The sequence below is a fragment of the Pseudonocardia sp. DR1-2 genome (genome assembly GCF_023717215.1).
GTDB lineage: Bacteria > Actinomycetota > Actinomycetes > Mycobacteriales > Pseudonocardiaceae > Pseudonocardia > Pseudonocardia alni.
In genome coordinates this window covers 293558-316474 of sequence record NZ_JAMQOF010000001.1, presented here as the reverse complement: position 1 = coordinate 316474, position 22917 = coordinate 293558, and the positions used below count along the sequence as shown (strand labels likewise).

At 75.0% G+C, this 22917-nt stretch carries 19 protein-coding genes and 1 pseudogene; 15 read left to right on the top strand and 5 right to left on the bottom strand.

Translation table 11 applies throughout. From position 1 onward, the window contains the following. The first annotated feature begins 5 nt into the window (after nt 1-5). From ND486_RS01450 to ND486_RS29490, 5 genes are read left to right on the top strand one after another with little or no spacing between them, the layout of a single operon-like run. Nucleotides 6-1064, top strand: coding sequence for an outer membrane lipoprotein carrier protein LolA (locus ND486_RS01450; RefSeq protein WP_251782400.1), 1059 nt, complete (start codon nt 6-8; stop codon nt 1062-1064). Next, nucleotides 1061-2029, top strand: a complete 969-nt coding sequence (locus ND486_RS01445; RefSeq protein ID WP_374231358.1) for an ABC transporter ATP-binding protein — start codon at nt 1061-1063, stop codon at nt 2027-2029. The genes ND486_RS01450 and ND486_RS01445 overlap by 4 nt, the downstream gene beginning before the upstream one ends. Continuing rightward, nucleotides 2026-2874: an ABC transporter permease gene (locus ND486_RS01440; protein WP_251782399.1), complete on the top strand. Its 849-nt coding sequence runs from the start codon at nt 2026-2028 to the stop codon at nt 2872-2874. The genes ND486_RS01445 and ND486_RS01440 overlap by 4 nt, the downstream gene beginning before the upstream one ends. Before the next feature lie 46 nt (nt 2875-2920). Then, on the top strand, nt 2921-3892 hold the full coding sequence (locus ND486_RS01435; protein ID WP_251782398.1) for a quinone oxidoreductase: 972 nt from the start codon (nt 2921-2923) through the stop codon (nt 3890-3892). Between the two features lie 52 nt (nt 3893-3944). Continuing rightward, nucleotides 3945-5969 (top strand): prolyl oligopeptidase family serine peptidase, encoded by a 2025-nt coding sequence (locus tag ND486_RS29490; protein WP_308215786.1) that lies wholly within the window; start codon nt 3945-3947, stop codon nt 5967-5969. Between the two features lie 30 nt (nt 5970-5999). Here ND486_RS29490 and ND486_RS01425 read toward each other — a convergent pair whose 3' ends face one another. Then, nucleotides 6000-6920, bottom strand: a complete 921-nt coding sequence (locus ND486_RS01425) for a heme o synthase (RefSeq protein ID WP_251782977.1) — start codon at nt 6918-6920, stop codon at nt 6000-6002. Nucleotides 6921-7430: 510 nt separating this feature from the next. Between ND486_RS01425 and tkt the strand changes: the two are divergent. From tkt to ND486_RS01380, 9 genes and pseudogenes are all read left to right on the top strand, one after another. Then, nucleotides 7431-9539: pseudogene (gene tkt / locus ND486_RS01420) on the top strand (transketolase); the annotation flags it as partial. 24 nt (nt 9540-9563) lie between these two features. After that, nucleotides 9564-10673 carry a transaldolase gene (gene tal / locus ND486_RS01415; RefSeq protein WP_251782976.1) on the top strand — a complete coding sequence of 370 codons (1110 nt, stop codon included), beginning with the start codon at nt 9564-9566 and terminating at the stop codon, nt 10671-10673. Beyond that, nucleotides 10674-12362, top strand: a complete 1689-nt coding sequence (locus tag ND486_RS01410) for a hypothetical protein (RefSeq protein WP_251783012.1) — start codon at nt 10674-10676, stop codon at nt 12360-12362. 43 nt (nt 12363-12405) lie between these two features. Next, entirely contained in the window at nt 12406-13950 is a 1545-nt protein-coding gene (gene zwf / locus ND486_RS01405) for a glucose-6-phosphate dehydrogenase (protein WP_062395412.1), read from the top strand. 40 nt (nt 13951-13990) lie between these two features. Continuing rightward, the gene (gene opcA, locus ND486_RS01400) at nt 13991-14941 is read left to right on the top strand and encodes a glucose-6-phosphate dehydrogenase assembly protein OpcA (RefSeq protein ID WP_062395415.1); all 951 of its coding nucleotides are present in this window, start codon (nt 13991-13993) and stop codon (nt 14939-14941) included. Then, nucleotides 14938-15729 (top strand): 6-phosphogluconolactonase, encoded by a 792-nt coding sequence (gene pgl, locus ND486_RS01395; RefSeq protein ID WP_251782397.1) that lies wholly within the window; start codon nt 14938-14940, stop codon nt 15727-15729. The genes opcA and pgl overlap by 4 nt, the downstream gene beginning before the upstream one ends. A 74-nt stretch (nt 15730-15803) precedes the next feature. Continuing rightward, the gene (gene purT, locus ND486_RS01390; protein ID WP_251782396.1) at nt 15804-16988 is read left to right on the top strand and encodes a formate-dependent phosphoribosylglycinamide formyltransferase; all 1185 of its coding nucleotides are present in this window, start codon (nt 15804-15806) and stop codon (nt 16986-16988) included. A gap of 69 nt (nt 16989-17057) precedes the next feature. Further along, nucleotides 17058-17531, top strand: a complete 474-nt coding sequence (locus tag ND486_RS01385) for a VOC family protein (RefSeq protein WP_251782395.1) — start codon at nt 17058-17060, stop codon at nt 17529-17531. Between the two features lie 10 nt (nt 17532-17541). After that, entirely contained in the window at nt 17542-18774 is a 1233-nt protein-coding gene (locus tag ND486_RS01380) for a patatin-like phospholipase family protein (protein WP_251782394.1), read from the top strand. 4 nt (nt 18775-18778) lie between these two features. On the opposite strand, the gene ND486_RS01375 is transcribed toward ND486_RS01380, so the two are convergent. After that, nucleotides 18779-19117, bottom strand: coding sequence for a P-II family nitrogen regulator (locus ND486_RS01375; protein ID WP_062395424.1), 339 nt, complete (start codon nt 19115-19117; stop codon nt 18779-18781). Continuing rightward, complete coding sequence (locus ND486_RS01370) at nt 19114-20481, bottom strand: ammonium transporter (RefSeq protein WP_251782393.1); 1368 nt, start codon at nt 20479-20481, stop codon at nt 19114-19116. The genes ND486_RS01375 and ND486_RS01370 overlap by 4 nt, the downstream gene beginning before the upstream one ends. Nucleotides 20482-20752: 271 nt before the next feature. On the opposite strand from ND486_RS01370, the gene ND486_RS01365 reads away from it, so the two are divergent. Continuing rightward, nucleotides 20753-21178 (top strand): DoxX family protein, encoded by a 426-nt coding sequence (locus ND486_RS01365; RefSeq protein ID WP_251782392.1) that lies wholly within the window; start codon nt 20753-20755, stop codon nt 21176-21178. A 76-nt stretch (nt 21179-21254) separates the two neighbouring features. Here ND486_RS01365 and ND486_RS01360 read toward each other — a convergent pair whose 3' ends face one another. Both ND486_RS01360 and ND486_RS01355 read right to left on the bottom strand, forming a co-directional pair. Further along, a complete protein-coding gene (locus tag ND486_RS01360; RefSeq protein ID WP_251782391.1) occupies nt 21255-22511 on the bottom strand; it encodes a TrpB-like pyridoxal phosphate-dependent enzyme in 1257 nt (418 codons plus the stop codon). Between the two features lie 61 nt (nt 22512-22572). Continuing rightward, complete coding sequence (locus ND486_RS01355) at nt 22573-22914, bottom strand: RNA polymerase-binding protein RbpA (protein ID WP_020627702.1); 342 nt, start codon at nt 22912-22914, stop codon at nt 22573-22575. Nucleotides 22915-22917 lie beyond the last annotated feature (3 nt).

The window sequence follows — 22917 nt, the reverse complement described above, 5'->3', positions numbered from 1 at the left end:
GGGTCATGACCTCCGCATCCCGGTTGCGACGCGGCGGGATCGCCGTGGTCCTCGCGGCCGCCCTCGCCGTCGCCCTCACCGTGTCGCTGTCGGTGGGCCTGCTCAGCACGCGGGCCTCCGCCGCCCCCGAGCTGCCGCCGGTCACCCCGGAGCAGCTCGTCGCCTCGGTCGTCGCGGCGGAGCCGGTCGCGCTGGCCGGCACCGTCGCCGTCGACAACCGGCTGGGGCTGCCCGCCGTACCGGGGCTGCCCTCCGACGGGCTGACCGACGGCACCTCCACCGCACGGGTCTGGTCCGACGGGAAGGGCGACGGCCGCCTCGCCGTCCCCCGCGACGACGGCGAGCGCACCTACGTCCGCGACGGCGCCACGACCTGGGCCTACGACTCCACCGACCGCACCGCGACCCGGTTCCCGAGCCGGGGACACACCCCGGACGCCGACGCCGCGAAGGACCCGGCCGAGGTCGCCCGGACCGTCGTCGCGCGGCTGAGCGCCACCAGCGTGCTGCGGGTCGACGGCACCACCGAGGTCGCCGGCCGCCCCGCCTACACCCTGGTCCTGGCGCCGAAGCCCGGTGAGCGCACCGTGCTGCGCGAGGTCCGCGCCGCCGTCGACGCGCAGACCCGGACCCCACTGGAGCTGACCGTCCTCGGCGCCGGGACCGACCCGGTGCTGCGGATCGGGTTCGACGACGTCACGTTCGGCCCGCAGGACCCGGCCCTGTTCACCTTCACCCCGCCGCCCGGCGCGACCGTCCGCGACGGCACCGCCGGGACGGTGGAGCAGCCCGGCCCCGGGGGTCCCGGCGGCACGCCCGCACGGGCCGCCGCGCCGACCGTCGTCGGCGACGGCTGGGACACCGTGGTCGTCGGCCGCGTCCCGCAGCGCTCCGGCGACCGGCAGGGCCCGGACCTGTCCGCGCTCGGCACCCCGGTGTCCGGACCGTGGGGCGCCGGCCGCGAGATCACCACGAACGCGGGCTCGGCGATCCTGACCGACGACGGCCGCGTCGCCGCCGGTGCCGTCGGCCCGGACGTCCTCGGCGAGGCCCTGGCCCGGTGACGACCACCCGCTCCGCCCCCGCCGGCCACGTGGCGGACGGGGCCGCGGACGAGCCGCACCCGGCCGCCCGCGTCCGGGACCTGCGCAAGGTGTTCGGGCGGGTCACCGCCGTCGACGGCGTGGACCTCGACGTCCCGGCCGGGTCGGTGTTCGGCATGCTCGGCCCCAACGGCTCGGGCAAGACGACGCTGATCCGGATGCTGCTCGGGCTGACCACGCCGACCTCGGGCAGCGTCGAGCTGCTCGGGCTCCCGGTACCGGGCGGGCTCGCCACGACGCTCCCCGACGTCGGCGCGCTGGTCGAGGGGCCGGGGTTCCACCCGTTCCTGTCCGGGCGGGAGAACCTGCGCCGGGTCGCGGCGACCGAGCCGCGGCTCGCGCCGGGCGAGGTGCGGCCCGCGGTGGAGGCGGCCCTGGAGCGGGTCGGGCTGGCCGCGGCCGCCGGTCGCCGGTTCCGCGGCTACTCCCTCGGGATGAAGCAGCGTCTCGGGCTGGCCGCGGCGCTGCTCGTCCCGCGGCGGCTCGTCGTGCTCGACGAACCCACCAACGGCCTCGACCCGGCCGGGACACGGGAGATCCGGGCGATCGTCGCCGAGCTGCGGGCGGGCGGGGCGACGGTGCTGCTGTCGTCGCACCTGCTGTCGGAGGTCGAGGCGGTGTGCACGCACGTGGCCGTGCTCAAGCAGGGCACGCTGCTCGCGGCGGGACCGCTGGACCGGCTGCTCGGCGCCGCCGACGGTGACTGGGAGATCGCGACCACCGACCCGGCGGCGGCGCTGCGGGAGCTCGGGGCCGCGGGCGCCGACGCCCGGGCCGAGGGCGCGGCCGTCGTCCTGGCCGCCGACGCCGACGGGCCGCGGCTGTTCGCCGGACTCGTCGGGGCCGGGGTGGCGGTGCACGGGCTGGCCCGGCGCCGCACCGGCCTGGAGGAGCTGTTCACCCGGATCACCGAGGGCGACGCGTGAGCGCCCCGCCCGCCCCGCCCCGGCCGGTGTCGTGGCGGCGGCTGCTCGGGGCCGAGCTGCGCTGGGTGCTGCGCAGGCCCCGGACCTGGGTGATGGTCGCGCTGCTCGGGGCGGTGCCGGTCCTGATGGCGGTCGGGCTCGTGCTGGCCGACGGGCCGCGCCGCGGCCTGCTCTCGCAGGTCGTCGGCAACGGGCTGACCCTGCCCGTCGCGGCGTTGACCCTGCTGATGGCGCTGCTGCTGCCGCTGGTCGTCACCGTCGCGGCGGCGGACGCGATCGCCGGGGAGGCCCAGCACGGCACCCTGCGCGGGCTGCTGCTGGCCCCGGTGGGGCGGCTGCGGCTGGTCGCGATGAAGGCGTTCGGGGTGCTGGTGGTGGCCGCGGTCGCGGTCGCGGTGGTCTGCGTGGTCGGGCTGGTGGCGGGATGGGCGCTGATCGGGCCCCCCGCGGTCGTCGGCGACGGCGGCGCGCTGCTGACGATGTCCGGCTCGGTGCTGGACCTGACGTCGGCCGTCGGCCGGATCGCCCTGGTCGCGCTGTGGACGCTGGGGCAGCTCGCCGCGGTCGGCGCGGTGGCGCTGGCGGTGTCGTCGTTCACCGAGCACCCGCTGGTGGTGCTGTCCTCGGTGCTCGGCGGGATCATCCTGTCCGGGGTGCTCGGCGCGATCCCCGCCCTGGAGCCGATCCGCCCGTTCCTGCTCACCGACGGCTGGTCCGCCGGGGTCGACGTGCTGCGCGACCCGCTGCCGACCGCCGGGCTCGTGTCGAGCACCGGGCTGGCGGCGGGCTGGTTCGCCGCCGCCGCGGTCGTGCTCGTGTCCCGGATGCTCCGCCGCGACGCGTGAGGGCATGATCGGGCCCGTCAGGAGCGGCGAGCGACGAGGAGGACACATGCGTGCGGTACGGGTGAGCGAGCCCGGCGGGTCCGAGGTGCTGGAGGTGGCCGACACCGACGCCCCGGTCCCGGGTGCGGGCGAGGTGCTGGTGGAGGTCGCCGCGGCCGGGGTGAACTTCATCGACACCTACCAGCGCGAGGGCATCTACCCGATGGAGACGCCGTACGTCGCCGGGCTGGAGGGTGCGGGCCGGGTCACCGCGCTGGGCGCGGACGTCGACGGTGTCGCGGTCGGGGACCGCATCGCCTGGGCCAACACCCTGGGCAGCTACGCCGAGCAGGTCGCCGTGCCCTGGGCGAAGGCCGTCCCTGTGCCCGAGGGCGTCGCCGACGACGTCGCGGTCGGTGCGGCGCTGCAGGGCATGACCGCCCACTTCCTGGTCAACGACTGCTTCCCGCTGCACGGCGGGGAGACGATCCTGCTGCACGCCGCCGCCGGTGGCGTCGGGCTGCTGCTCACCCAGCTGGCCGTCGCGAAGGGCGCCCGGGTGATCGCGACGACGTCGACGCCGGAGAAGGCCGAGCTGGCCCGCGGCGCCGGCGCCGCCGAGGTGATCGACTACACGGCCGTCGACGACCTCGCCGCCGCCGTCCGCGACCTCACCGGCGGCGCGGGCGTGCACGCCGCGTTCGACTCGGTCGGGCGCAGCACCTTCGACGCGAGCCTCGCCTCGGTGCGCCCGCGCGGCACACTCGTGCTCTACGGCGCCGCGTCCGGCCCGGTCGAGCCGTTCGACCCGCAGCGGCTCAACGCGGCCGGGTCGCTGTACCTGACCCGCCCGAAGCTGTTCGACTACATCGCCACCACCGACGAGCTGCGCACCCGCGCCGCCGCCGTCTACGGCGACGTCGCCGCGGGCCGCCTCGACGTGCGGATCGGGCACCGCTACGACCTGGCGGACGCCCGCACCGCACACGACGACCTGCAGGGCCGCCGCACCACCGGCAAGGTGCTGCTCGTCCCCTGACCGGTCCGGAACGGGGTCGGTCCGCCGCGCGGCGTGCGGTAGAACCGACGGCGTGACCGACACCCCCTTCCACGACCTCGACGCCTACGTCGCGCTCCCCCGCCTCGGCGGGCTCGCCCTGTCCCCCGACGGCACGCGGCTGGTCACCGGGGTCGCCGAGCTCGACGCCGACGGCACCCGCTACCGGACCGCGCTGTGGGAGGTCGACCCCGCGGGCGAGGCCCCGGCGCGGCGGCTGACCCGGGGCGCGGCCGGCGAGTCCGGGCCGGTCTTCACCCCCGACGGCGACCTGCTGTTCCGGTCGGCCCGCCCGGACCCCGACGCCACCGGGGAGACCGAGCCGCCGACCGCGCTGTGGCGGCTGCCCGCGGCCGGCGGTGAGGCCGGGCCCGCCGGGTCGCGGCCCGGCGGGATCTCCGCGGTCGCCGTCGCCGCCGACGCGGGGACGGTCGTCGTGTCCTCCCCCACGCTGCCCGGCGCGGTGACGACCGACGACGACGAGCAGCGCCGCACCGCGCGCACCGAGGGCAAGGTCACCGCGATCCTGCACACCGGCTACCCGGTGCGGCACTGGGACCACGACCTCGGCCCGGCCGAGGAACGGCTGCTCCTGGCCCGTCCGGAGGACACGGACCCGTGGACGGACCTCACGCCGGCACCCGGCCGCGCGCTGGACGAGACCGCGTTCGACGTCTCCCCCGACGGCGGCTCGGTGGTGACCGGCTGGTACCGCGCGCACGGCCACGGCACCTGGCGGCCCGGCCTGGTCGTGGTCGACACCGCGACCGGGGAGCACCGCGACCTGACCGACGACGACGGCCACGAGTACGGCGCGCCCCGGATCAGCCCGGACGGGCGGACCGTCGTCGCCCTGCGCGAACGCGTCTCCACCCCGGAGGTCGCGCCGCGGATCGACCTGGTCCTGGTGCCGCTCGCCGGGGGCGCGCCGCGCCCGGTGGCACCGGGCTGGGACCGCTGGCCGACCGCGGCCCGCTGGACGCGCGACGGGTCGGCGCTCGTGGTCACCGCCGACTCCGACGGCCGCGGCCCGCTGTTCCGGGTCGACCTGGGCGCGACCCCGGAGGACGACACCGTCACCCGGCTCACCGGTGACCACGGCACCTACTCCGACCCGTGCCCGTCGCCGGACGGGCGATGGGTCTACGCGCTGCGTCACGCCTACGACGCGCCTCCGGCCCCGGTCCGCGTCCCCGCCGACGGCCGCGACGCCGACCCCGAGCTCCTGCCCGCCCCCGCCGCGGCGCCCGCGCTGCCGGGCACGCTCACCGAGCTGGAGACCACCGCGGCCGACGGCACCCGGGTCCGCGCCTGGCTGGTCCTGCCCGACGGCGCCGACACCGGGCACCCGGCGCCCCTGCTGCTGTGGATCCACGGCGGCCCACTGGCCAGCTGGAACGCCTGGTCGTGGCGGTGGAACCCGTGGCTGATGGCGGCCCGTGGCTGGGCGGTGCTGCTGCCCGACCCGGCGCTGTCGACCGGGTACGGCCAGGACTTCGTCCAGCGCGGCTGGGGCGCCTGGGGCGACGCGCCGTTCACCGACCTGATGTCCGCCACCGACGCCGCCGTCGCCCGGCCGGAGGTCGACGGCACCCGCACCGCGGCGATGGGCGGCTCCTTCGGCGGCTACATGGCGAACTGGGTGGCCGGGCACACCGACCGGTTCGCCGCGGTCGTCACCCACGCCAGCCTGTGGGCGCTCGACCAGTTCGGGCCGACGACCGACCACGCCGAGTACTGGCTCACCGAGATGACCCCGGCGATGGCGCAGGCCAACAGCCCGCACCACCACGCCGACGCGATCGTCACCCCGATGCTGGTGATCCACGGCGACCGCGACCACCGGGTCCCGATCGGCGAGGGACTGCGGCTGTGGTGGGACCTGGTGTCCCGGCAGGCCGACCCGGCGGCGAACCCGCACCGGTTCCTGTACTTCCCCGACGAGAACCACTGGGTGCTCGCACCGAACCACGCGAAGGTCTGGTACCGCACGGTGTGGGCGTTCCTGGACCACCACGTGCTGGGCGCGGAGTGGGAGACCCCGCACCTGCTGCGCTGAGCGCGGCCACCGGGGCTGCCGGTGCCGGGGTCAGAACAGGACCGGCAGCCCCAGCGCGGCGTCGACAGCGATCGCCGCGAACAGCACGCACAGGTAGATGTTCGACAGGTGGAACAGCGGCATCGGGGAGATCTCGCCGCCGGACCTCACCTGGTGGTGCAGCCGGTGCGCCCGGTACACGAAGTACGCCCCGCCGAGCAGCGCCACCGCGAGGTACACCCACGACGTCGCCGGCAGCAGGAGCAGGCTCCAGGCCACCATCACCCAGCTGTAGACCACGATCCGCACCGACACCGCCGGCGCGGGCGCGACGACCGGGAGCATCGGCACCCCGGCGGCGGCGTAGTCCTCGCGGTAGCGCATCGCCAGCGCCCAGAAGTGCGGCGGCGTCCAGAAGAAGATCACACCGAACATGACCAGCGCGGGCCACTCGACGGTGCCGGTCACCGCGGCCCAGCCGATCACCACCGGCATGCAGCCCGCGGCGCCGCCCCACACGATGTTCTGCGAGGTCCGCCGCTTGAGCAGCATCGTGTAGACGAGCACGTAGAACGCGATCGCGGCCAGCGACAGCACGGCGGCCAGCCAGTTCGTGGTCAGACCCAGCCACACCGAGCTCAGCGCGGCCAGGACCAGGCCGAACACCAGCGCGTTGCGGGTGGGGACCTGTCCCCTCGCCAGCGGGCGGCGGGCGGTGCGCGCCATCTTCTGGTCGATGTCGGCGTCCACGACGCAGTTCAGCGCGTGGGCCGCGGCCGCGGCCATCGCGCCGCCGACCAGGGTGGCCGCGATCAGCACCAGCGAGGGCACACCGCGCTGGGCCAGGAACATGGCGGGCACGGTGACCACGAGCAGCTGCTCGATGATCCGCGTCTTGGTGAGGCCCAGATAGGCCGCCACCGTGGCGCGGACGCGCGCGAGACGCCCGGTCGGTGCCGGCGGCACCACCACGGTCGTCGCGGGGGGCGTCGCCGCCGGCGCGGCGTCCGGCCCGGCCGGGACGTGCTCGGCCGGGACACCGGCCTCGTCGGCCCGGCTCCGCCCTGACGCGGGTGCGCTCACCTGTCCGTACCTCGCTCGGTTCGACGTAGTGATCCCGTGCCGCGCCGCCCGAGGGGCCGCACCGGCTCGGTGCCGTGGACACGGGGTGGTCGCCGCGGTGGCGACCTCCCTAGTTCTACAGCGCGTCGATGCTAACCGGTGGCATGCGCCGCGGGCCCGCCGGGTACGCCGACACCGGCGGCCCGGTCCGCCGATCGCCACGAGGCGCAAAGCCGCAGGCCGCGGGCGTGAGCAGTAGGGTGTTCCGCGTCGGGGCGGCGACGATGCCGCCAGGTGATCCGGGTCGCACCACACACCCGCCGACGTCGCCGCCGCGGAACGGCCGCGACCACCGGGCGGGCATCCGGATCCACGACCGGCAGACCGACATTCGTCGACGCGAGTACAGGAGCCATCGCCTTGTCCGACACCGCTACGTCCCCCCACGCCGGGGACGGCGCCGTCGCCGCGCTCACCCGCGCGCACGTCCCCGACGACTGGACCGACCTCGACCGCAGGGCCGTGGACACCGTTCGTGTACTGGCCGCGGACGCGGTCCAGAAGTGCGGCAGCGGACACCCCGGCACCGCGATGAGCCTGGCCCCGCTGGCGTACACGCTGTTCCAGCGCGTCATGCGGCACGACCCGGCCGACCCCGACTGGATGGGCCGCGACCGGTTCGTCCTGTCCGCCGGGCACTCCAGCCTCACCCTCTACATCCAGCTCTTCCTGGCCGGCTACGGCCTGGAGCGGGAGGACCTCGAGCAGCTGCGGAAGTGGGGCTCGCTGACCCCGGGCCACCCGGAGTGGGGCCACACCCGCGGTGTCGAGATGACCACCGGCCCGCTGGGCCAGGGGTTGTCCTCGGCCGTCGGCATGGCGATCGCGGCCCGCCGCGAGCGCGGCCTGTTCGACCCGGACGCCCCCGAGGGTGCCTCGCCGTTCGACCACCAGATCTACGTGATCGCCTCCGACGGCGACATCGAGGAGGGCGTCACCTCCGAGGCGTCGTCGCTGGCCGGTCGCCAGGAGCTGGGCAACCTCACGGTGATCTACGACGCGAACGAGATCTCCATCGAGGACGACACCAACATCGCCCTCAACGAGGACACGGCCAAGCGCTACGAGGCCTACAACTGGCACGTGCAGATCGTCGAGGGCGGCGAGAACGTCACCGGCATCCTCGCCGCGCTGGAGGCCGCGAAGGCCGAGACCGACCGCCCGTCGATCATCATCCTGCGGACGGTGATCGGCTACCCGTCGCCGAACAAGATGAACACCGGCGCCGCGCACGGTGCCGCGCTGGGCGACGACGAGGTCCGCGAGGTCAAGAAGGTCCTCGGGTTCGACCCGGACCAGGAGTTCGAGGTCGACGACGACGTCCTCGCCCACACCCGCGCGGTCGGCGAGCGCTCGCGCGCCGCCCACGACACCTGGCAGGGCACCTTCGACGAGTGGGCGCAGCGCGAGCCGCAGCGCAAGCAGCTGCTCGACCGGCTGCTCGCCAAGAAGCTGCCCGAGGGCTGGGAGTCCGCGCTGCCGTCGTTCGACGTCGACGAGAAGGGGCTGGCGACCCGCAAGGCGTCCGGTTCGGTGCTCGGCGCGCTCGCCGAGGTGCTGCCGGAGCTGTGGGGCGGCTCGGCCGACCTCGCCGAGTCGAACAACACCACCATGAAGGGCGTCGACTCGTTCGGCCCGAAGTCGGCCTCGACCGGCATGTGGTCCACCTCGCCGTACGGGCGCACGCTGCACTTCGGTGTCCGTGAGCACGCCATGGGCGCGGTCCTCAACGGCATCGCCCTGCACGGCCCCACCCGCGCCTACGGCGGCACGTTCCTGGTCTTCTCCGACTACATGCGCCCGTCCGTGCGGCTCGCGGCGCTGATGAAGACCAACCCGATCTACGTGTGGACCCACGACTCGATCGGCCTGGGCGAGGACGGCCCGACCCACCAGCCGATCGAGCACCTGGCGTCGCTGCGCGCGATCCCCGGCCTGTCGGTGGTCCGCCCCGGCGACGCCAACGAGACCGTGTACGGCTGGAAGGCCGCCCTGGAGCGGCCCGACGGCGGCCCGGTCGGCTTCGCGCTGACCCGGCAGAACGTGCCGACACTGGCCGGCACCTCCGCCGAGGGCGTCGCCCGCGGCGGTTACGTGCTCGAGGAGGCCTCCACCGGCGTCCCGCAGGTCCTGATCGTCGCGACCGGCTCCGAGCTGCACCTCGCGGTCGCGGCACGGAAGAAGCTGGAGGCCGACGGCATCGGCACCCGTGTCGTGTCGCTGCCCTGTTTCGAGTGGTTCGCCGAGCAGGACCAGGCCTACCGCGACTCGGTCCTGCCGCCCGCGGTGAAGGCCCGGGTGTCGGTCGAGGCCGGCATCGCGATGCCGTGGCACGCCGTCGTCGGCGAGGCCGGGCGCTCGATCTCCATCGAGCACTTCGGCGCCAGCGCCGACCAGGCCACCTTGTTCGAGAAGTTCGGCTTCACCCCCGACACCGTCGTCGACGCCGCGCGGGAGACCCTCGCCGCGACGTCGGACGGAGAGGAGCGAACCATGACCAACGAGCGACTGGCCGCGCTGTCCGCGGCCGGGGTGTCCATCTGGCTCGACGACCTGTCCCGGGAGCGCCTGGCCAGCGGCAACCTCGCCGCCCTGATCGAGGACAAGCACGTCGTCGGGGTGACCACCAACCCGACGATCTTCGCCGGCGCGCTGTCCGACGGCGCCGCCTACGACGAGCAGGTCCGCGAGCTCGCCGCCCGCGGTGCCGACGTCGACACCGCGATCCGCGAGATCACCGTCGCCGACGTCCAGCACGCCTGCGACGTGTTCTCCGGGGTGTGGGAGCGCACCGGCGGTGTCGACGGCCGGGTCTCCCTGGAGGTGGACCCGCGCCTGGCGCACGACACCGAGGGCACCGCGGCCCAGGCGAGCGAGCTGTTCAAGGCCGTCGACCGGCCCAACCTGCTGGTGAAGATCCCGGCGACCGAGGAGGGCCTGCCGGCCATCACCCGGGCGACCGCCGAGGGCATCAGCGTGAACGTGACGCTGATCTTCTCCGTCGAGCGCTACAAGCTCGTGATGGACGCCTACCTCACCGGTCTGGAGCAGGCGAAGGAGAACGGGCAGGACCTGTCCCGGATCCACTCGGTCGGCTCGTTCTTCGTGTCCCGGGTGGACTCCGAGATCGACGGCCGGCTGGAGAAGATCGGTGGCGACGCCGCGCTCGGCCTGCGCGGCAAGGCGGCCGTCGCGAACTCGCGGCTGGCCTACGCCGCCTACCGCGACGCGTTCTCCGGTGCCCGCTGGGACGCCCTCGCGGCCCACGGCGCGCACGCCCAGCGCCCGCTGTGGGCCTCCACCGGGGTGAAGAACCCGGACTACCCGGACACGCTGTACGTGTCCGAGCTGGTCGTGGACAACACCGTCAACACCATGCCGGAGAAGACCCTGCTGGCCTTCGCCGACCACGGTGAGGTCGACGGGGACAAGGTCACCGACACCGCGGGCGCCTCCCAGACGGTGTTCACCGACCTGGAGGACCTCGGCATCGACCTCGACGACGTGTTCCTCACCCTGGAGAACGAGGGCGTCGAGAAGTTCGAGAAGTCCTGGACCGAGCTGCAGGACACCGTCCGCGGCCAGCTCGACTCCGCGAAGTAGTTGAACGAGGCCACTCCCGGTGGCGACGGGGCCGACCTCGGCTCCGCCGCCACCGGCGGCCCGTCCGCACCCGCACCGTCCCCGGTGCGGGTGCGGCTCGCCGGTGAGCCGTTCGCCGGAGCGGCCCGGCGGATCGCCGCCGAGCTGGCCGGCGAGACCGTCGCCTCCCGGCTCGCCGACGCCGACCCCAGCGTCTGGGGGCCCCGCGCCGCGGGGGCCCCGCCCCGTACCGGCTGGACCGGGCTCGCCGCCCGCAGCCGGCCCCTCGTCGGGCAGGTCGCCGCGCTGCGCGAGCGGTTCGCCGTCGCCGGCGCGCACCGGGTGCTGCTCGTCGGCACGCCGGACGCGGTCGCCGCGGCCCGCGTCGTCGCCGGCACCGACCCGGGTGGGACCCGGCTGACCGCGCTGGACTCCGCGGACCCGGTGCAGGTCGCCGACGCGCTGTCCGGCGAGCTCGCCGAGACCGTCCTCGTCGTCGCCGACGCGGCGGGCACCGACCCCGTCGTCGCGGCCGTCACCCGGGTCGTCGCCGCCGCGATCGCCGAGGAGGTCGGTGCCGACGCCCTCGCCGCGCGCACCGTGCACCTCACCGAGCCCGGCTCGCCGCTGGACACACCCGCCGACCCCGGCCCGGTCGTGGTCACCCTCGACGCCGACGTGCCGGGTCGCTTCGGCGTGCTGGGCCCGCTCGGGCTGGTCCCCGCGGGGCTCGCCGGGGCGGACGTGCCCGCCGTCCTGGGCGACGCCGTCGCCGCCGAGCGCACGCTGGCCGCCGACGACCCGGACAACCCGGCGCTGCTGCTGGCCGGGGCACTGGCCGCGGGCCGCGGCTCGCTGCTGGCCCTGCGCGACGCCGAGCGCTCCCCCGCCCTCACCGGCTGGTTGGCCCCGCTGCTCACCGCGGCCGGGCTCACCGTCGTGCCGGTGCCGCCCGACGAACCGGTCGGCGCGGGCCCCGCCCCGCAGGAGCCCACCGCACCCGCGGGCGTCGTGGACGTGCACGCCGACGGCACCGGCCCGCGGCCCGGGCCGGGCCAGGGCGCGGTGCGGCTCGACGCCGGCCCGGGTGCCGCGGTCGTGCTGTGGCAGGCCGCCGCGGCGCTGGCCGGGCGGGTCCTCGACACCGACCCGTTCGCGCCCGCGCCGCCCGCGCCCGCCGAGGGTCCCGACCCCGAGCCGTCGTTCGTCGACGGCGGGATCGCCGTGCACGCCGGGGACTGGCTGCCGCCCGCCACCCGCACCGTCGCCGGTGCGCTCGACGCGCTGGCCGCCGTCGCCGACGGGGCCCCGGCGGTCGTCTCGGCCTGGCTGGACCCGGAGTCCGACGCCTCGGTCGCGGTGCTGCGCGGGCCACTGGTGGCCCGGCTCGGGCTGCCCGTCGCGTTCGGCTGGGCCCCGGCCTGCCGCAGCGGCGACACCGGCGCACCGGACGTCGCGGTGCACTGTCACCTGACCGGGAACGGGCCCGGCGGTGATCTTCCGGGGTCCGTCGGCGCGGACACCGTGCCTCCCGGGCCGGGACTGGATAGCCTGCACGCGGCACAGGCCCGGGCGGTCATGGACGACCAGCGACGCCGGGGACGTCCGGTGCTCCGGCTGCACCTGACCGACCGGCTCGCCGGGCTGGTCACCCTGGCCAGGGCGGTGACATCGACACCGACGTCGACCGGGCCCCCGACCGAGCCGTGACCCCGGTGCCCCGATCACGAGAACACCAGTACTAGGAGGGGCGATGCCCACCGCGAACGGCGGACGGACCAACCCGCTGCGCGACCCCCGTGACAAGCGGCTCCCCCGGATCGCCGGCCCCTGCGGACTGGTGATCTTCGGAGTGACCGGGGACCTGTCCCGCAAGAAGCTCATGCCCGCGATCTACGACCTCGCCAACCGGGGGCTGCTGCCGCCGGGCTTCGCCCTCACCGGCTTCGCCCGCCGCGACTGGGACCACGAGGACTTCGGCCAGGTCGTCTACGAGGCCGTGCGCGAGCACGCCCGCACCCCGTTCCGGCAGGAGGTGTGGGACCGCCTCGCCGAGGGGCTGCGGTTCGTCCAGGGCTCCTTCGACGACGACGCCGCCTTCGACGAGCTGGAGCGCACCGTCCGCGAGCTCGACGAGAAGCGCGGCACCGGCGGCAACCACGCCTTCTACCTGTCGATCCCGCCCGGCGCGTTCCCGGTGGTCTGCAAGCAGCTCGCCCGCTCGGGGCTGTCCGCCCAGGAGGACCCGGACGTGTGGCGCCGGGTCGTCATCGAGAAGCCGTTCGGCCACGACCTCGCCTCGGCCATCGAGCTGAACGCGATCGTCAACGACGTCTTCCCCGAGGACTCGGTGTTCCGCATCGACCACTACCTCGGCAAGGAGACCGTCCAGAACGTGCTGGCGCTGCGGTTCGCCAACCAGCTGTTCGAGCCGATCTGGAACGCCAACTACGTCGACCACGTCCAGATCACCATGGCCGAGGACATCGGCCTGGGCGGGCGGGCCGGCTACTACGACGGCATCGGCGCCGCCCGCGACGTCATCCAGAACCACCTGCTGCAGCTGCTCGCGTTCACCGCGATGGAGGAGCCGACGTCGTTCTCCTCCGACGAGCTGCGCGCCGAGAAGATCAAGGTCCTCAAGGCGGTCAAGCTCGCGCACCCGCTCGACGCCACCACCGCCCGCGGCCAGTACGAGGGCGGCTGGCAGGGCGGCGAGGAGGTGCCCGGGTTGGCCCAGGAGGAGGGGTTCGACCCGGAGTCGACCACCGAGACCTTCGCCGCGATCACCTGCGAGGTCGAGAACCGCCGCTGGGCCGGGGTGCCGTTCTACCTGCGCACCGGCAAGCGTCTGGGCCGCCGCGTCACCGAGATCGCCGTGGTGTTCAAGCGGGCCCCGCACCTGCCGTTCGACGCGACGATGACCGAGGAGCTGGGGCAGAACGCCCTGGTCATCCGGGTGCAGCCGGACGAGGGCGTCACCATGCGCTTCGGGTCCAAGGTGCCGGGCAGCCAGATGGAGGTCCGCGACGTCACGATGGACTTCGGCTATGGCAACGCCTTCACCGAGGCCTCCCCCGAGGCCTACGAGCGGCTCATCCTCGACGTGCTGCTCGGCGAGCCGTCGCTGTTCCCGGTCAACGAGGAGGTCGAGCGGTCGTGGGAGATCCTCGACCCGGTCCTGGAGCACTGGGCCGCCGACGCGCGCGGCCCGGACTCCTACCCCGCCGGGTCCTGGGGCCCGGTGTCGGCCGAGGAGATGCTGGCCCGCACCGGGCGCCACTGGAGGCGGCCGTGAGCGCACGGACGGCAGCCGCGGAGAAGACGGAGACCCCATCGTGATCATCGATCTCCCGTCGAGCACCACCTCGGCGGTCAACCGCAAGCTCGTCGAGCTCCGCGAGTCCGGTGGCGTGTTCGCGCTGGGCCGGGTGCTGACCCTGGTCGTCGTCACCGACGACGGCCCGGAGCTCGAACGCGCGATCGACGCCGCCAACGCGGCCAGCCGCGAGCACCCCTGCCGGGTGATCGTCCTGGCCCGCGGGCAACGGCGGGCCTCGCCGCGGCTCGACGCCCAGATCCGGGTCGGCGGCGACGCCGGCGCCAGCGAGGTCATCGTGCTGCGCGGCTACGGCCCGCTCGCGGCCGAGGAGGCGGGCGCGGGCATGGTCATGCCGCTGCTGCTGCCGGACGCCCCGGTCGTCGCGTGGTGGCCGAACGAGGCGCCCGCCTCGCCGTCGGAGGACGCGGTGGGCCGCCTCGCGCAGCGCCGCATCACCGACGCGCTGTCGTCGAAGAACCCGGTGAAGGCGTTCGAGGCGCGCCGCAAGGACTACGCGCCCGGCGACACCGACCTGACCTGGACCCGGCTCACACAGTGGCGGGCCCAGCTGGCGGCCGCGCTGGACGTGCCGCCGTACGAGGACATCAGCTCCGCGGTCGTCGCCGGGGAGGCGGTGTCGCCGTCCACCGAGCTGATCGCGGGCTGGCTCGCCGCGAGCCTGGGGGTGAAGGTGAAGCGCTCTCCGTCGGAGAGGGACAACGGGCTCTCGCTGGTCCGGCTGACGCGCCCGTCCGGTGACGTCGAGCTGGCCCGCCCGGACGGCAAGACCGCCCGGCTGACCCAGCCCGGCCAGCCGGAACGGCTGATCGCGCTGGCCCGTCGGCACGTGTCGGACTGTCTCGCCGAGGAGCTGCGCAGGCTCGACCCGGACGAGGTCTACGCCGAGGCCCTCGCCGGGGTGGCGAAGGTGACCCGCGGCCGTACCCCGGTGAAGGTGCGCGCGTGAGCGCCGCGACGCAGGTGCAGGTCGCGGTGCACCCGGACAAGGACGCGCTCGCCGCGGCGACCGCGGCCCGGCTGATCACCGCGCTGGTGGACCTGCAGGCCGCGGGCACCGTCCCGCGGCTGGTGCTCACCGGCGGCGGGGTCGGGATCCAGCTGCTGCGCGACGTCGCCGCCTCCGCGGCGCGCGACGCCGTCGACTGGGCCCGGGTGGACCTGTTCTGGGGCGACGAGCGCTTCGTCCCCGCCGACGACGGCGAGCGCAACGACCGCCAGGCCCGCGAGGCCCTGCTCGACGCGCTGCCGCTGGACCCGGCCCGGGTGCACCCGATGCCCGCGGCCCCGCCGGGCGGCGGCACCCGCGACGACGCCCTCGCCGCGGCCGCCGACTACGCCCGGCTGCTCGACGACCTGGCCGGCCCCGACGAGGACGGCGTCCCCGCGTTCGACGTGACCCTGGTCGGGATGGGCGAGGAGGGCCACACCCTGTCGGTGTTCCCCGACTCGCCCGCCGTGCACGAGCAGGCGGCGACGGTCGTCGCGGTCTTCGACTGCCCGAAGCCGCCGCCGACCCGGATCTCGCTGACCCTGGCCGCGGCGCGCCGCTCCCGCGAGGTGTGGGTGGTGGCCGCCGGGGCGGGCAAGGCACCGGCCGTCGCGGGTGCGCTCACCGGAACGCCGGAGACCGAGCTGCCGGTCGGCGGGGCCCACGGCACCGTCACGACCCGCTGGCTGCTCGACACCGAGGCCGCCGCGGACCTGCCCGACGGGATCGTCGCCCGGGTCTCCTGACGGGCGGCCCCCGGATGTGAGATGCCGCGCCCGGGCGGGGTGCCGCACGTGGACCTGCGGTTAGGGTCCCCGTCATGCGTATCGGCACCCCGCTCGGCCCGGACCCCACCCGCGTGCTGCTGCTCGGCTCGGGTGAGCTGGGCAAGGAGGTCGCGATCGCGTTCCAGCGCCTCGGCGTGGAGGTCGTCGCCGTCGACCGCTACCCGCACGCCCCCGCCCACCAGGTGGCGCACCGGTGGCACGCGATCGACATGACCGACCCGGTGACGCTGGCGACGCTCATCGAGCAGGAGGCGCCCGACCTCGTCATCCCCGAGATCGAGGCCATCGCCACCGGCGCCCTGGCCGAGATCGAGGCGGCCGGGACGACCGTGGTCCCCACCGCGCGGGCCGCGAAGCTGACCATGGACCGCGAGGGCATCCGGCGCCTCGCCGCCGAGGAGCTGGGCCTGCCCACCTCCCCCTACGTGTTCGCCGACACCCTCGACGAGGTCCGCGACGCGGTCGCGACGGTCGGGCTGCCGTGCGTGCTCAAGCCGGTGATGTCCTCCTCCGGCAAGGGCCAGTCGGTCCTGCAGAGCGCCGACGACGCCGACGCCGCCTGGGAGTACGCCCGTACCGGCGCCCGGGTGTCGAACCCGCGGGTGATCGTCGAGGGCTTCGTCGAGTTCGACTACGAGATCACCCAGCTCACCGTCCGGCACGCCGGCGGCACCGCGTTCTGCGAGCCGATCGGGCACCGCCAGGAGAACGGCGACTACGTCGAGTCCTGGCAGCCCCAGCCCATGTCCGACGCCGCGCTGGCCGCCGCCCGCGACGTCTCCGCCCGGATCACCGAGGCCCTCGGCGGGTGGGGCCTGTTCGGGGTGGAGCTGTTCGTCCGCGGCGACGAGGTGCTGTTCTCCGAGGTGAGCCCCCGCCCGCACGACACCGGCCTGGTCACCCTCGCCACCCAGCGGCTCTCGGAGTTCGAGCTGCACGCCCGCGCCGTGCTGGGCCTGCCGGTGGACACCGCGCTGCGCTCCCCCGGCGCGTCGGCGGTGGTCTACGGCGGCAAGGAGATGGACGCCCCGGCCTACGAGGGCGTCGCCGACGCGCTCGCGGTCGAGGGTGCGGACCTGCGGCTGTTCGGCAAGCCCACCGCGACCGAGCGGCGCCGGATGGGCGTCGCGGTCGCCCACGCCGACGACGTCGACACCGCCCGGGAGCGCGCCACCCGCGCCGCGGGTCTCGTGCGTCCGGTCCCCCGGGAGCGATGAGTCGGGCGCACCGCGCCGGTCTCCCCCGTGTGACGCCGAGAGCCGGCGTCGCGGGGAGGGGACGACATCATGAAGCCGATCACGCCGTGCCTGTGGTTCGACGACGTCGCCGAGGAGGCGGCACGGTTCTACACCGGCATCTTCCCGGACTCGGGCGTCGACACCGTCGTGCACTACGGCCCGGAGGTCCCCGACCAGGAGGGCCGGGTCCTGACCGTGGGGTTCCGGATCAACGGCCAGCCCTACACCGCACTGAACGGCGGTCCGGTGTTCACCCTCTCCGAGGCGATCTCGATGGAGGTGCACTGCGAGTCCGTCGAGGAGGTCGACCGCTACTGGGACGCCCTGGTCGACGGCGGTGTCGAGCAGCCCTGCGGGTGGCTCAAGGACCGCTACGGGGTGTCCTGGCAGGTGATCCCGCCGGGGGTGCGGGAGTGGCTGACCTCGCCCGACGCCGAGGCCCGGTCCCGGGTCGCGCGGGCCGTGTACGCCACCCACGGCAAGCTCGACGCCGTCGCCCTGGAGAAGGCGTACCGCGGGTAACCTGGTCCGGGTGGCGGCACGGACCGGACTCGTCGTGGCGGGCGCGGGAGCGCGCGGCGCCTACGAGGCGGGTGCGCTGACCGAGCTCCTGCCGCGGATGGCGCGGCGGTGGTCGGCGCCGTCGGTGCTGGTCGGCACGAGTGCGGGCGCGCTCAACGTGGCCGCGCTGGCCGGGCTGTCCGACGTCGCCCCGGACGCCGCGGCCGCCGAGCTCGTCGCCCGCTGGTCCTCGGTGCGCACCGAGGAGGTCGTGGCGCTGCCGTCGTCGGCGGTGGAGGCGACCGCGGCCTACCTCGGGGACCTCGCCGGGGTCCCGTCGTGGCTGCGGAGGCTGCTGCTCGTGCCGGACCGGGTGACCCGCCTCCTCGACGCCGACCGGCTGCGCCCGGTGGTGGACCGGGTCGTCGACTGGGACCGGCTGCACGACGCCGTCGCCCGCGGCCGGGTCGACGCCGTCGGGGTGGCGTGCACCGCCGCCGGGACCGGCGGGACCACGGTGTTCGTCGAGCGCGGGCCGGACGTGGCGCTGCCGCCGTACGACCCGGGTCGCGACATCCGCTACGTCGACGCCCGGCTGGACCCGGACCACCTGCTCGCCTCGGCCGCGGTGCCGGTGCTGTTCGCGCCGCGTCGCATCGAGGGCGAGGCGGCCGGCTGGTACCTCGACGGCGGGGTCCGGCTCAACACCCCGCTCAAGCCCGCACTGCGCCTGGGCGCGGACCGGGTCGGCGTCGTCGCGACGACGCCGGACGTCCCGTTCGGCGAGTCCGCCGCGGCGCCGTCCCCGGCGGACCGGGTGCCCGACGTGTACGCGGTCGCCGCGCTGGCGCTGCGCATCGTGCTGGGCGCCGGGGTGACCGAGGACCTGCGGACCCTGCGCGCGGTCAACGCGCTGGTCGACCGCGGCGAGGACCGGCGGCACCGCCGGATCGCGACCTGGTTCGCCGGGCCGCCCGCCGACCAGGCCACCGAGCTGGCGGAGCTGGCCGACGCGGTGCGCCGCCGCGAGTACGGCGGGCTGCGCGCGCTGCGGAACCCGTCGCTGGCCGTGCTGGAGCGGCTGGTGGGCGGTGCGGTGCCGGACGCCGACACCACCCACGGCGCGGAGCTGCTCAGCTTCCTGTTCTTCGACCCGGTGTTCGCCGCCGCGGCGGCGGACCTGGGTGCGGCGCACGCCGCGCGCGCCGTCGCCCCCGAGGGCGGGACGGCGCGCCGCCGGACGGCCCGTCCGGCGGCGCGCTGACGGCTCAGACCGCGTCGCTGCCGCGTTCGCCCGTGCGGACGCGCACGATGGTCTCGACGGGCTGCACCCAGATCTTCCCGTCGCCGATCTTGCCGGTGCGGGACGCCTCGACGATGGCGTCGACGACCTTGTCGGCGATCTCGTCGTCGACGACGGTCTCGATACGCACCTTCGGCACGTAGTCCACCGAGTACTCCGCGCCGCGGTAGATCTCTGTGTGTCCCTTCTGCCTGCCGTGCCCGCGGACCTCCCCGACGGTCAGCCCGAGCACACCGAGGTGTTCGAGCGCACCACGGACGTCCTCCAGCGCGAACGGCTTGACGATGGCGGTGACGAGCTTCATCGGCTCTCCCCCACGGGCTCACGGGTGGCCGGCGTCGCGGGGCGGGAGGCCCCGGCGAGCGCGCGGCTGCCCAGCGACGAGAAGTCGTAGGCGGTCTCGGCGTGCTCGGTCTCGTCGATGCCGGTGGCCTCGTTCTCCTCGTCGATGCGGAACCCGATGGTCACCTTGATCAGGTAGCCGAGGACCAGCGCGACGACGAAGGAGTACAGCAGCACCGCACCCGCGGCGAGCGCCTGGCGGCCCAGCTGGACCAGCCCGCCGCCGTAGAACAGGCCGTTGTCGCCGGCGGCGGCGGAGTTGACGCTGTTGTCGCCGAAGAAGCCGATGAGCAGGGTGCCCACGATGCCGCCGACGAGGTGGACGCCGACGACGTCGAGGGAGTCGTCGAGGCCGAAGCGGAACTTCAGCCCGACGGCCAGCGCGCACACCGCACCGGCGATGAGCCCGATGGCCAGCGCCCCGACCGGCTGCACGAACCCGCACGCCGGGGTGATCGCGACCAGCCCGGCGACGGCGCCGGAGGCCGCACCGAGGGTGGTGGGGTGCCCGTCGCGGACCTGCTCGACGAGCAGCCAGCCGATCAGCGCGGTGGCGGTGGCGAGCATGGTGTTGGTGAACGCGGTCGCGGCGAGGTCACCCGCGGAGAGCGCGGAACCGGCGTTGAAGCCGAACCAGCCGAACCACAGCAGCGCCATGCCCAGCAGCACGAACGGGAGGTTGTGCGGACGCATCGGCTCGCGCGGCCAGCCGCGCCGCTTGCCGAGCACGATCGCCAGCGCGAGCGCCGCGGCACCGGCGTTGATGTGCACCGCGGTGCCACCGGCGAAGTCCTCGGCCTTGAGGGTGTTGGCGATCCAGCCGCCGACGTTGTCCGGGCCGGTGAAGCCGTCGAAGGCGAACACCCAGTGCGCGACCGGGAAGTACACGATGGTCACCCACAGCACGACGAACGCGGTCCAGCCCCAGAACTTCGTGCGGTCCGCGACGGCGCCGGAGATCAGCGCCGGGGTGATGACCGCGAACATGAGCTGGAACATCACGAACGCCAGCGCGGGCAGGGCGTCGGTGCCCGGCCACGGGGCCGAGTCGCTGCCGACGCCGACCATCGCGCCGACGGTGTTCGCCAGCCCGGCGAACTCCCCGCCGCCGATCAGGCCGCCGCCCACGTCGTTGCCGAAGGCCCAGCTGTAGCCGTACAGCGCCCACAGGACGCTGACCACGGCCAGGCAGATGGTGCTCATCATCAGCATGTTGAGCACGGACTTGCTGCGGGTCATCCCGCCGTAGAAGAACGCCAGTCCCGGCGTCATCAACATCACCAGCGCGGCGCTGACCAGCACCCACGCGGTGTCTCCCGCATTCACGCCCACGCGTCCTCCGTCGTCGCAGTTCCCCGACCCCGGCAGGGATGGTTCGCCCGCGGTGTTTCGTGGAGCAACCGGGTGCGGTTTCCGGTGGGTGTCGGGTCCGGGCATCCGGCACGCCCCGCGCAGACACCGCCGACGCGACACACGACGCAGCCGGGACCGACGGTCCGAACCCGGACCGGGCGCACCGATGAGTTCCGGCGACGGCCCCGGTCTCCTCTGCAACGGCGGCCCCGGCCCGGGACCGCGAGCACCGAGGGAGCCCGCCATGACCACCACCACCCGTACCGGGACCGCGTCCACCACCTCCGCCACCCGTCGTCCGCGGGCCGCCACCGTCGGCCTGTGGGTGCTGCAGGTGCTGCTGGCCGCGGTCTTCGTGATGGCGGCGCTGCCGAAGGTCGACGCCGACCCGGTCGCGGTCGCCGGGTTCGACCTGCTGGGCCTGGGGACCGTCGGCATGGTCGTGGTCGGCTGGCTGGAGCTGGCCGGCGCGGTCGCCCTCCTGGTCCCGCGGCTGTGCGGGCTCGCCGCCGTCTGCCAGGTCGCGCTGATGGTCGGGGCCACCGCGGTGACCGTGGTGCTGGTGCCCGCGATGGTCGTGTTCCCGGCGCTGACCCTGGTGGCGGTGTGCGTGGTCGCGTGGGCCCGCCGCCGCGACACCGCGGCCCTGCTGCGCGGCCTGCGCCGCTGACCGCCCGCACGGCGACGGCCCGTCCCCGGTCCGGGGGGCGGGCCGTCGTGGTGCGGGTCGGGCTCAGCCGATCCCGTCAGCCCATCTCGTCGAGCCGGCCGTTCGTGTAGTCGTCGTAGGCGGCCAGGTCGAGGAAGCCGTGACCGCAGTAGTTGAACAGGATCACCTTCTCCTCCCCGGTCTCCTTCGCGGCGAGCGCCTCGTCGATGGTGGCGGCGATGGCGTGCCCGCACTCCGGCGCCGGGATCTTGCCCTCGGTGCGCGCGAACTGGATGGCGGCCTCGAACACCTTCCCCTGCGGGTAGGCGACGGCCTCCATCCGCTCGTCCTTGACCAGTGAGGACACCAGCGGCGAGTCACCGTGGTAGCGCAGCCCGCCGGCGTGGATCGACGGCGGCACGAAGTCGTGGCCCAGGGTGTACATCGGCATCAGTGGGGTGAGGCCCGCGGTGTCGCCGAAGTCGTAGTCGTAGCGGCCCTGGGTCAGCGTCGGGCACGAGAGCGGCTCGACGGCGAGCAGCCGCACGCCGGAGTCTGGCACGAAGGGGAAGGCGATCCCGCCCAGGTTGGAGCCGCCACCGCACGGCGCGATGACGACGTCGGGCAGCCGCTCCCCCGCCAGCGCCAGCTGCTCCTTCGCCTCCAGACCGATCATGGTCTGGTGCAGCAGGACGTGGTTGAGCACCGACCCGAGCGCGTAGTGGGTGTCGGAGCGGCCGACGCAGTCGCGGACCGCGTCGGAGATCGCCGAGCCGAGCGAGCCGGGGTGGTCGGGTTCGTCGACGGGCGACGGCACGACCTCGCCTCCCCAGGTCTCGATCGCGATCCGCCGGTAGGGCTTCTGCCCGTAGGAGGCCCGCACCATGTAGACCTTCAGGTCCAGGTCGAACTGGGCCGCGGCGAACGACAGCGCGGTCCCCCACTGGCCCGCGCCGGTCTCGGTGGTGAGCCGGGTGGTGCCCTCCCGCGCGTTGTAGAACGCCTGGGCCACGGCCGTGTTGGTCTTGTGGCTGCCCGAGGGCGAGATGGACTCGTCCTTGAAGTAGATCCGCGCCGGCGTGCCCAGCGCCTTCTCCAGCCGGGTCGCGCGGACCAGCGGCGTGGGCCGCCACAGCCTCAGGATGTCGAGGACCTCACCGGGGACGTCGATCCACGGCTCGGCGCTGACCTCCTGCTCGATCAGGGCGGCCGGGAACAGCGGCGCCAGGTCGTCCGGGACGACCGGCTCGCGGGTCCCGGGGTGCAGGGGCGGCTGCGGCGGCGTCGGCAGGTGCGGCACGACGTTGAACCATGCCGAGGGGATCCGGTCCGGGGGCAGCGTCCAGCGGCTCATGACCACCGAATCTAACCCGGACGTGCGCCCGGTCACGACCCCGGCGCGCCGTGGGACCGGGTCAGAGCTCCCGGGAGGCCCGCAGCCGGCCGAGGGCCTCCTCGAGGATGGCCTCGCCGTCGGCGTCGCTGCGCCGCTCCTTCACGTACGCCAGGTGCGTCTTGTACGGCTCGGTCCGGGGCGCGGCGGGCGGGTTCTCCGCGTCACGTCCGCCCGGCAGCCCGCAACGCGGGCAGTCCCAGGTCTCGGGGACCTCGGCCTCCGCGGCGAACCAGGTGTTGTTGACGTGCCCGTTCGCACAGTAGAACGGGATGCGCTCGCGCGGAGCGGTCTCGCCCCGCTCGTTCTCGCCCATCGGTCCCGCACCGACCCGGGTACCGCGGATCGCGTTGCCGCCTGCCATGTC

What these genes read in the sequence shown, in the direction of transcription:
- ND486_RS01450 (WP_251782400.1), top strand. Translation starts at nt 6, where the DNA reads ATGACCTCCGCATCCCGGTTGCGACGCGGCGGGATCGCCGTGGTCCTC.
- ND486_RS01435 (WP_251782398.1), top strand. Translation starts at nt 2,921, where the DNA reads ATGCGTGCGGTACGGGTGAGCGAGCCCGGCGGGTCCGAGGTGCTGGAG.
- tal (WP_251782976.1), top strand. Translation starts at nt 9,564, where the DNA reads ATGACCAACGAGCGACTGGCCGCGCTGTCCGCGGCCGGGGTGTCCATC.
- zwf (WP_062395412.1), top strand. Translation starts at nt 12,406, where the DNA reads ATGCCCACCGCGAACGGCGGACGGACCAACCCGCTGCGCGACCCCCGT.
- purT (WP_251782396.1), top strand. Translation starts at nt 15,804, where the DNA reads ATGCGTATCGGCACCCCGCTCGGCCCGGACCCCACCCGCGTGCTGCTG.
- ND486_RS01385 (WP_251782395.1), top strand. Translation starts at nt 17,058, where the DNA reads ATGAAGCCGATCACGCCGTGCCTGTGGTTCGACGACGTCGCCGAGGAG.
- ND486_RS01375 (WP_062395424.1), bottom strand. Translation starts at nt 19,117, where the DNA reads ATGAAGCTCGTCACCGCCATCGTCAAGCCGTTCGCGCTGGAGGACGTC.
- ND486_RS01365 (WP_251782392.1), top strand. Translation starts at nt 20,753, where the DNA reads ATGACCACCACCACCCGTACCGGGACCGCGTCCACCACCTCCGCCACC.
- ND486_RS01360 (WP_251782391.1), bottom strand. Translation starts at nt 22,511, where the DNA reads ATGAGCCGCTGGACGCTGCCCCCGGACCGGATCCCCTCGGCATGGTTC.
- ND486_RS01355 (WP_020627702.1), bottom strand. Translation starts at nt 22,914, where the DNA reads ATGGCAGGCGGCAACGCGATCCGCGGTACCCGGGTCGGTGCGGGACCG.